9 protein-coding genes are annotated in these 8,757 nt (G+C 71.2%); 5 read left to right on the top strand and 4 right to left on the bottom strand.

Annotated features, from left to right (window positions below; translation table 11 throughout):
* The first annotated feature begins 143 nt into the window (after nt 1-143).
* Nucleotides 144-776, top strand: a complete 633-nt coding sequence (locus tag ACRX5W_RS13280; protein WP_436788277.1) for a DedA family protein — start codon at nt 144-146, stop codon at nt 774-776.
* 63 nt (nt 777-839) lie between these two features.
* Here the strand turns inward: ACRX5W_RS13280 and ACRX5W_RS13275 are convergent, their stop codons facing one another.
* The 3 genes from ACRX5W_RS13275 to ACRX5W_RS13265 form a co-directional block, all read right to left on the bottom strand.
* On the bottom strand, nt 840-1,553 hold the full coding sequence (locus tag ACRX5W_RS13275) for a DUF305 domain-containing protein (protein ID WP_436788276.1): 714 nt from the start codon (nt 1,551-1,553) through the stop codon (nt 840-842).
* Entirely contained in the window at nt 1,550-2,248 is a 699-nt protein-coding gene (locus ACRX5W_RS13270; RefSeq protein ID WP_436788275.1) for a DUF3105 domain-containing protein, read from the bottom strand. The genes ACRX5W_RS13275 and ACRX5W_RS13270 overlap by 4 nt, the downstream gene beginning before the upstream one ends.
* Before the next feature lie 95 nt (nt 2,249-2,343).
* Nucleotides 2,344-2,754: a hypothetical protein gene (locus ACRX5W_RS13265; protein ID WP_436788274.1), complete on the bottom strand. Its 411-nt coding sequence runs from the start codon at nt 2,752-2,754 to the stop codon at nt 2,344-2,346.
* 519 nt (nt 2,755-3,273) lie between these two features.
* On the opposite strand from ACRX5W_RS13265, the gene thrS reads away from it, so the two are divergent.
* The 3 genes from thrS to ACRX5W_RS13250 all read left to right on the top strand — a co-directional run bounded on the left by thrS (nt 3,274) and on the right by ACRX5W_RS13250 (nt 6,395).
* Nucleotides 3,274-5,256: a threonine--tRNA ligase gene (gene thrS, locus ACRX5W_RS13260; RefSeq protein ID WP_436788273.1), complete on the top strand. Its 1,983-nt coding sequence runs from the start codon at nt 3,274-3,276 to the stop codon at nt 5,254-5,256.
* Between the two features lie 154 nt (nt 5,257-5,410).
* Complete coding sequence (locus tag ACRX5W_RS13255) at nt 5,411-5,959, top strand: HIT family protein (RefSeq protein ID WP_436788272.1); 549 nt, start codon at nt 5,411-5,413, stop codon at nt 5,957-5,959.
* Between the two features lie 37 nt (nt 5,960-5,996).
* Nucleotides 5,997-6,395, top strand: coding sequence for a thiol-disulfide oxidoreductase DCC family protein (locus ACRX5W_RS13250; protein WP_436788271.1), 399 nt, complete (start codon nt 5,997-5,999; stop codon nt 6,393-6,395).
* 16 nt (nt 6,396-6,411) lie between these two features.
* Here ACRX5W_RS13250 and ACRX5W_RS13245 read toward each other — a convergent pair whose 3' ends face one another.
* Entirely contained in the window at nt 6,412-7,719 is a 1,308-nt protein-coding gene (locus tag ACRX5W_RS13245; RefSeq protein ID WP_436788270.1) for a hypothetical protein, read from the bottom strand.
* 176 nt (nt 7,720-7,895) lie between these two features.
* Here ACRX5W_RS13245 and ACRX5W_RS13240 point away from each other — a divergent pair, with 176 nt between their 5' ends.
* Nucleotides 7,896-8,711: a polysaccharide deacetylase family protein gene (locus ACRX5W_RS13240; protein WP_436788269.1), complete on the top strand. Its 816-nt coding sequence runs from the start codon at nt 7,896-7,898 to the stop codon at nt 8,709-8,711.
* Nucleotides 8,712-8,757: the final 46 nt, after the last annotated feature.

Genomic DNA, 8,757 nt, shown 5'->3' with positions numbered 1-8,757 from the left:
CCCGGGCGGGGGCTTCGCCACCCGCACCCCCCTGATGTCGTCTGGGGTGGGGCGCGCGATGATCTCTCGGTGATCGACACCGACCAAGCCCGCACGGCCCGGTGGATACGGGGTCTGCGGTGACTGCGGCGGGGACAGGGCTCTTGTTCTCTCCTTGGCTGTGGCTCGTCCTGCCCCTGACCGTCTGTGCGGACTCGGTCGTCCCGGTGGTGCCGGGCGACGAGCTGGTGATGGCGGCTTCCGCCGTGGGGCGCGGGAGCTTCGGGTATCTCGCGCTGGTCCTGGTGCTCGCCGCGCTGGGGGCCTTCGTCGGGGACCAGTGCGCGTACGCGGTCGGGCGCGCGGGATTGCGGCGCGGCGGTGACATGACGTTGGGGCCGCGTCGGCAGAAGGCCTTCCAACTTGCGGAGCGCGCGCTGAACCGGGGCGGTATGGCGGCGTTGGTCGCCGCGCGGTTCCTGCCGGGCGGGCGTACCGCGGTGAACATCCTCGCCGGGCGGGTCGGTTATCCGCCTCGGGAGTTCCGGGCGGCGACGCTTGTGGGCGCGGTTGTATCGGTGTCGTACGCGCTCACGATCGGTGCGCTCGCGGGCGAGTTCGTGCACGACAGCCCGTTGGTCGTGGTGGTGTGCGGCATGGCGCTGGGAGCGTCCGTTCCGCTGTTCGTCGGGATACCCGCGCGGATCGTCCGGGCCGCGCGGCGGCGCCGGAAGCGCGCCGCGGGCCTGCTGCCGACCGAGGTCGGCGGGGAAGCCGGGGCCGAGGCCGTCGGCTGAAGGAACGGGAACGGCGAGGGCCGGGGTGGAGCGCGGTGCTCCGCCCCGGCCCTCGGCACCTCGTCAGGCGCCGCGTTCCGCGAGGAAGGTCTGCATCAGGGAGACCTCCGATGTCTGTGCGTTGACCATGCCCTTGGCCAGCGCTTTGACGACACCGGTCTGCGCGTGGTCCAGGGCGTCCTGGGCCATCGCCACACCGGCGAGGTGGTGGGTGATCATCAGTTGCAGGAACTTCACCTCTGCCGCGACGCCCTTGAGGGAGCGCAACTCGTCCATCTCGGCCTTGGTGGCCATGCCGGGCATCAGCGGATCGCCGGGCCCGGGTGCCGGCATGGTCTGTCCCGGGGCCATGTGGTGGCCCGACATCGCGGACATGCCCTCTGGAGACATCCACTGCATCGCCGGGCGCGTGGTCGTCTGCGTGAGGCCCCACAGGTCGAGCCAGCCCATCATCTGGCCGATCTGGTTCAACTGGGTCGTCGCGATGTCGTACGCGAGGCTGCGGATCTGCTCGTTGTCCGTGCCGTCACGGACGATGAACGCCATCTCCACGGCCTGCTGGTGGTGCACCTTCATGTCCCGGGCGAATCCGGCGTCCACCGACGTGTCGGCCGGGGGGTTCGGGACTTCGGCCTGCGGGACACCGGGCGTGGTGACGGGTGCCGACGGGGTCGGAGCGGCGGCCTTGTCGCCGTCGTCCGACGAGCAGGCGCTCAACCCGGCCACGCCGAAGATGACGGCCGCGACCATCGCGACCGCCTGGTTGCGCCGGATCACGACGGGTCACCCACCCCGCCGGTGCACGCCGCGCCGTACTCGGGCGTCGTGTCCTTGTTGTTGCGGTACGTGGTGATGAACTGGTCGACCCTCGGGTCGTCCGCGTTGTCGACCTTGAGCTGGAAGCCCCACGACGTGACGGTTATCGGTGAGTCCATGCCGTCGTACGGGCTGAGCAGCATGAAGTCCTGCTGCGCCTTCGCCTTCAGCTTGTCCACCTGGTCAGCGGCCAGCGTGGGGCTGTAGGTGATCCACACCGCGCCGTGCTCCAGGGAGTGGACGGCGTGCTTGTTCTGTATGGACTTGTCGTAGATCCCGCAGTTCTGCCAGACGTCGTGGTGCTGGCCGCCGACCGGCGGGACCTGCTGGTAGATGATGTTCTTGTTCGGTTCGTGGTTGCGTGACGCGGTGTAGCCGGTGACGCCGGTGATCGGGCTGGCGAGGTTCGGCGCGACGGAGACCTCTGCCGTCAGGTCGCCGCCGCTCGGGCCGCCCTCGTCGGACACCACGACCGCCACAAGCCCGCCGATCACGCCGAGGGCGACGACGGCCGCCGCCGAACCGATCAGGATCGACCGGCGACGTGCGGCCCTCGCCTCGCGTTCGCGCTGTTCGGCGACCCGCTGGCGGGCGGCGGCCATCTTCGCGTTCCGGGCGGCCTTGTTCTGCTTCTTCGAGCCCTGCTGCGGCCCCATGGATCCCCTCCGGGGAGAAAACGTGTGGTCAAGGTCGTCGGGTGAGCGGACACGCCTCACGGCACGCGCGGCGTGGAGGCGTGTCGACGGGCCGCTCAGGTGCGACTGACGCAGAGGGTGCAGAGGTCGGTTCCGACGGCGCTCGCGGCTGCGGAGTGCGCCGGTCCGCTGCCGTCCGGGTCGACCAGCCAGGGCGGGACGAACGAGCCGACCGGGGGCGGCAGCACCGGCGGGACGGGCGGGATTGTCGACGAGGCTCGGACGTTGGCCTCCGCCGCGCACCCGTTGCCGGGTCCGCCTTGGGCGTCCTGCGGGCTGCTGGCGTGGTAGGGGCAGGCGATCGGGCCGTTCGCGCCGAAGACGAAGGTGGGCGGCGGTGCCGCCGACGTCTCGGCGTGGGACGGAAACGCCCCGCCGATCAATGCGCCCAGCATCAGCAGCGTCACGGCCAGCGCTCGGACGGCGGACCGCAGCGGTGCGGTTTGGTCGTCCGTCCGATGCTTCACGGGCCCCATTCTCACCCGTGTGAGTGAACGCGCGAGAGCTGGGAGGGATATTTATGCGATCGCAAGGGTAGGAGGCGGCGCTTACCTCCGGCAAAGCGGTCATACGGTCGGCGCCGGGACCGCGCAGAGCGGGGCGCCGCGGTCGGCGCCTGTCTCGGTGGGGCGCGGCGGCAGGGTGTGGTGCCCGTGGCGGCGGTCGCGGGGAACGCGTGACGGTGCGGGGGAGGCGGTGGGCGCCTTCTCGGTGGGACGCGGCGGCAGGGTGCGGTGTTCGTCGTGTCCGTCGGCGAGGGGGGAGGGAACGCGTGGCGGTGCAGGGGGAGTTGCTGCGGGATGGGGCCGCGTCGTGCGGGAGGCGGCGGCTGGGTGTGGGGCGTTTCGCGCTGTCGTGGAGGGGCCGTTCGGTCGGCCGGGTCTGCCCGTGCCGCGGCGGAGGGCGGTAAACCGTGGCGCGAGGGGTCCGCGTACCCCGATAGCATCGGTGGCACCACCACCCGATTCGCACGTCAGGAGAAGGCTGTGTCCGACGCCCGAGTGATCATCAAACGCGACCCGGAGCGGGAAGAGCGCTTGGTGGCCACGGGCACGACCGCCGGTGAGCTCTTCGGCGGCGACCGGTCGGTCGTCGCGGCGCGGGTGGGCGGTCAGCTCAAGGACCTGGCGTACGTCGTCGCGGACGGCGACGAGGTCGAGCCCGTCGCGATCGACTCCCAGGACGGCCTCGACATCCTGCGGCACTCGACCGCGCACGTGATGGCGCAGGCGGTGCAGGAGCTGTTCCCCGAGGCGAAGCTCGGCATCGGCCCGCCGATCCGGGACGGCTTCTACTACGACTTCGACGTGGAGACCCCGTTCCAGCCGGATGACCTCAAGCGCATCGAGAAGAAGATGCAGGAGATCATCAAGCAGGGGCAGCGGTTCTCCCGACGGGTCGTCGCCGACGATGATGCCCGTGTCGAACTCGCCGACGAGCCCTACAAGTTGGAGCTCATCGGCCTCAAGGGGTCGGATGCCGCCGACACCACGGACGGCGCCAACGTCGAGGTCGGCGGCGGCGAGCTGACCATCTACGACAACCTCGACGCCAAGACCGGCGACCTGTGCTGGAAGGACCTGTGCCGGGGGCCGCACCTGCCGACCACCCGGAACATCCCGGCGTTCAAGCTGATGCGCTCGGCGGCGGCCTATTGGCGCGGCAGCGAGAAGAACAAGCAGCTCCAGCGCATCTACGGCACCGCGTGGCCGAGCCGGGACGCGCTCAAGGCGCACCTGACCTTCCTGGAGGAGGCCGAGAAGCGCGACCACCGCAAGCTCGGCAACGAGCTCGACCTGTTCTCGATCCCGGAGGAGATCGGTTCGGGGCTCGCGGTGTTCCATCCCAAGGGCGGCATCATCCGCCGCGTGATGGAGGACTACTCGCGCCGCCGCCACGAGGAGGCCGGCTACGAGTTCGTCTACACCCCGCACGCGACCAAGGGGAAGCTGTTCGAGATCTCCGGGCACCTGGACTGGTACGCCGACGGCATGTACCCGCCCATGCAGCTCGACGAGGGCATCGACTACTACCTGAAGCCGATGAACTGCCCGATGCACAACCTGATCTACCGGGCGCGCGGCCGTTCGTACCGCGAACTCCCGCTGCGGTTCTTCGAGTTCGGGACCGTCTACCGCTACGAGAAGTCCGGCGTCGTGCACGGGCTCACCCGGGCCCGCGGCTTCACGCAGGACGACGCGCACATCTACTGCACCAAAGAGCAGATGCCCGGCGAGCTCGACTCGCTGCTGACCTTCGTGCTGAACCTCCTGCGCGACTACGGCCTTGAGGACTTCTACCTGGAGCTCTCGACCAAGGACCCCGAGAAGTTCGTCGGGGCGGACGAGGACTGGGAGGAGGCCACCGAGCTGCTGCGCGCCGCCGCCGCGAAGCAGAACCTCGAACTGGTCCTCGACCCGGCCGGCGCGGCGTTCTACGGCCCGAAGATCTCGGTGCAGGCGAAGGACGCCATCGGGCGCACCTGGCAGATGTCGACGATCCAGGTCGACTTCCAGATGCCGCAGCTCTTCGACATGGAGTACCAGGGCTCGGACGGGCACCGCGACCGGCCCGTCATGATCCACCGGGCCCTGTTCGGCTCGATCGAGCGGTTCTTCGCGGTGCTGCTGGAGCACTACGCGGGGGCGTTCCCGGCATGGCTCGCGCCGGTGCAGGTGGTGGGCATCCCGATCACGGACGCGCACATCCCGTACCTGCGGGAGGTCGAGGCCAAGCTGCGCGCGAAGGGCATCCGGGTGGAGATCGACACCGCGGACGACCGCATGCAGAAGAAGATCCGCAACGCGCAGAAGAGCAAGGTGCCGTACATGCTGCTCGCGGGCGACGAGGACGTGTCCAACGGGGCGGTGTCCTTCCGCTACCGCAGCGGTGAGCAGAAGAACGGCGTGCCCGTCGACGAGGCGGTGGCCGAGATCGTCAAGGCGGTCGAGGACCGGGTGCAGGTCTGATCCGGCGCATTCCGGCGTGCGGGCCGGGCGCCCTCGCGGTGCCCGGCCCGCATTGTCGCCGCTCGGCTCGACGGGGCGGTGACCTGCGTGTCGGCATGCAGCCTTCGGCCCCCGACCGCCGGGGTCGGGCCGGTCTGGTCATAGGATTCCCAACATGACGAGCGACCCGGAGCTGCAAAACGGGGTTGGGGAGCCGGACGCGTTCCAGCGACTGTGGACTCCGCACCGGATGGCGTACATCAAGGGCGAGGGCAAGCCCACCGGCCCCACGGCCGACGACGGCTGCCCGTTCTGCGAGATCCCCAAGGTCGACGACGAGACCGGTCTCATCGTGCGGCGCGGGGAGAGCGTGTACGCCGTGCTCAACCTGTACCCGTACAACGGCGGTCACCTGATGGTCGTCCCCTACCGGCACGTCGCCGACTACACCGAGCTTGACGGCGCCGAGACGGCCGAGCTCGCGGACTTCACCAAGCGGGCCATGGCCGCGCTGCGCAAGGCGTCCGGTGCGCAGGGCTTCAACATCGGCATGAACCAGGGCCATGTCGCGGGCGCCGGGATCGCCGCGCACCTGCACCAGCACCTGGTGCCGCGTTGGGGCGGGGACACCAACTTCATGCCGGTGATCGGGCACACTCGCATCTTGCCGCAACTGCTCGCGGAGACGCGGGCCATGATCGCCGACGCGTGGGCGACGGACTGACGTCCTCGGGCGCGTCGGCACACGAATTGGAGGAACTGTGACGACGCGTCCGGTGCTGGTGTTCGACGGAGACTGCGGCTTTTGTTCCAAGTCGGTCGAGCTGCTGGAGCGCTGGGTCGATCCCGATGTCGAGATCACCGCATGGCAGTTCGCCGACCTCGACGAACTCGGCGTGACCCCGGAGCGCGCGGCGCACGAAGTCTTGTTGGTCACGCCCACCGGCGAAGTCCACGGCGGCGCTGCGGCGTTCGCCAAACTGCTCGCCTTCGAGCGCGGTGTGTGGAGCGTGCCCGGCGCGGTCATGCAGATCCCGCCGATCGACTTGCTCGCCGCGAAGGCCTACCGGCTGGTCGCCGACAACCGCTACAAACTGCCCGGCGGCACCCCTGCCTGCGCGCTGCCGGCGGACCGGCGGCCGGGCGCGAAGGCCGACTGACGCCGCGCCGACGGCGTCAGGGCACCGGAGGTGTCGGCAGCGCGGTCTCCTGTGCGGTGAGGGCCAGCAGCACGGCCGCGGCGGTCCAGGCCAGTGGCGCGACGGAAGCGGGTCGGCCCTGGGCGTCGACCTTCTCGGGCAGGGATCCGGCGGCGGTCCGGTGGTCGGCCAGCCACGCGAGCCGGGCTGTCGCCGCGGCATGGTTGCCCGACGCCGCCTCGTACAGCGCGAATCCCGCGGTCTCGGGCGTCCATGCGGCCGTCAGATCGCCGGCCCATGCCGTGCCTGGGAGGAGACCGCCGTTGGGGAGTGTGAGGGCCTGGGCGGAGCGGCGTACGGCGGTGTCCACGTCGGGGTCCGGCGGCGCGAACGGCGGGCCCAGCCAGGCCACCGCCGCGTCGGCGCCCGCGCTCTCCGATGCGGTGCGCGGATAGCCGTGCTCGCCGAAGCGGTCCCGCACAGCGGTGCCGAGCCGTTCGGCGGCGGCCGACCACCGTGCGGCGTCGTCCGCGGCGCCGATGCGGTGCCCGAGGTCCGCGGCGGCGCGCAGGCCGGCGAGCAGCGGGGCCGCGGTGCCGAGCGTCTTCTGGTCGGTGCGCGTCTCCCAGTAGTCGGCGGATCGTGGGGGGAGGCCGTCGCGGCCGAGGGAGTCCGCCGTGTGGTCGGCCGCCTTGCGCACCGCCGGCCACAGCGCCGCCAGGTGGTCGCGCACGGCGGGGTCGTCCGGGCGCTGGTGCGCGTACCAGAACCAGACAGCCCACGGCACCCAGCCGTTGGAGTCGAGTTGGGCGGCTCGTCCGTCGTCGACGGGGGCGCCGTCGAGCCTGTACCGGGCCTCCCAGGTGCCTTCGGGATCCTGGAGTGCGGCGAGGCGGCGCAGCACGCGGGCGGCGTCGTCGCCGTGTCCGGTCGCGGTGTACGCGGCGGCGGCCCAGGCCGCGTCGCGGGGCCACACGTACTTCCAAATGCCGTGCCACGCGGCGGCGACGTCGCCCTCGGCGGACGTCAGCAACCGGAGGTCGGCCAGTGCCTGCCGGGCCATGTCGCGTTCGGCCGCGGTGGTGCCCGGCACACGGCCCGCCGCGAGCCACGCTTCCTCGTCTTCGGCGAGCACGCGCGGCCCGGCGTCGGTCGGCAGCCCGACCACCCCACCGGGTGCGGCGGGGGCGGGCGCGATGCCGCCGAGCAGCAGCGGGCGAGTTCCGGGGCGGTGTTGGGACGGGTCCCTCAGCGCGGCGGCGAAGCAGAGGCAGAAAGCGACGGCGGCCACGATCGCGATGAGCCGGCCGACGGGTCGGCGCGGTCGCGGCAACCGAGCACGCACGCGATCTCCTCCCAGCCCGGACCGTCTGCCCGAGGGGGCCGCGCAAACGTGTGACCGTCGGCAAGTATGACCGCCAACCCGCCGTCCGCGCCAAACCAACCCCGCGCTACCCTGCGACGACGCGTGCCTCCCACCGTCGGCGAGGACGCCGCCGAGCCGAGGATTGCGCTGATTCCATGAGCCGTTCACGCCGTGCTTTCGTGCGGAATCTGTCCTTGGCCGGGGCGGGTGCGGCCATCGGCGCCGCCGCGGCGGCGACCGTGGAGCAAACGGTGCTCGCCGACGACGGCGGTCAGCCGCGCCACGGACCGGCCACCCACGCCGACCGGCACACTCCGCCCCGGCACGGGCACGTCGACGTCTACTGGAACGTCGACACGGAGAAGAAGCTCATCGCGCTGACCTTCGACGACGGGCCGATGCCCGACTGGACGCCGATGGTCCTGGACACGCTGGGGAAGGCCGACGTGCCGGCCACTTTCTTCATGGTCGGCGAGCGGGTCCGAGACAACGCGCGGATACTGCAAGGGCGTACGGGCCGGCACGAGTTCGCCAACCACACGTGGGCGCACGAGAACATGGCGCGCATGGACCGCGCCGAGGCGCACGACGCCATAGCGAAAGCCCACGACGCGATAGAGCAAGTGACGGGCCGCGAACCGCGGCACCTCCGGCCGCCGTACGGCCACCTCGGCGGGACGACGCTCCTCGCAGCCGCCGATCTCGGCTACGACGTGACGCTGTGGTCGCTGCAAATGGTCGAGTCGGAGTATGTGGCGAACCCGGCCGGACTGGTCACCTACATCGTCGACTCCGCGCTGCCGGGCACGATACTGCTCGCCCACGACACCGGCGCCCGGGACCGGCTCGTGGCGCTGCGCGGCCTGCCGGAGATGATCAGCGGGCTGCGCGCGAAAGGCTACGAGTTCACAACGGTGTCCGAGCTGGTCGCGGAAGCCGCCCGGTCGAACACCGCGCCACCGCCCGCCTGACGGGGCCGGCGACACAGGGTTGCCGGGGAACACCGCGCGGTGTCCC

Origin of the sequence: Yinghuangia sp. YIM S10712, assembly GCF_051388935.1 — a bacterium.
Lineage (GTDB): Bacteria > Actinomycetota > Actinomycetes > Streptomycetales > Streptomycetaceae > Yinghuangia.
This window is presented reverse-complemented; position numbering and strand designations above follow the sequence as displayed.

Excerpts from the sequence above, each read along its gene's own strand:
- ACRX5W_RS13240 (WP_436788269.1), top strand. The coding sequence starts at position 7,896 with ATGAGCCGTTCACGCCGTGCTTTCGTGCGGAATCTGTCCTTGGCCGGG.
- ACRX5W_RS13255 (WP_436788272.1), top strand. The coding sequence starts at position 5,411 with ATGACGAGCGACCCGGAGCTGCAAAACGGGGTTGGGGAGCCGGACGCG.
- ACRX5W_RS13270 (WP_436788275.1), bottom strand. The coding sequence starts at position 2,248 with ATGGGGCCGCAGCAGGGCTCGAAGAAGCAGAACAAGGCCGCCCGGAAC.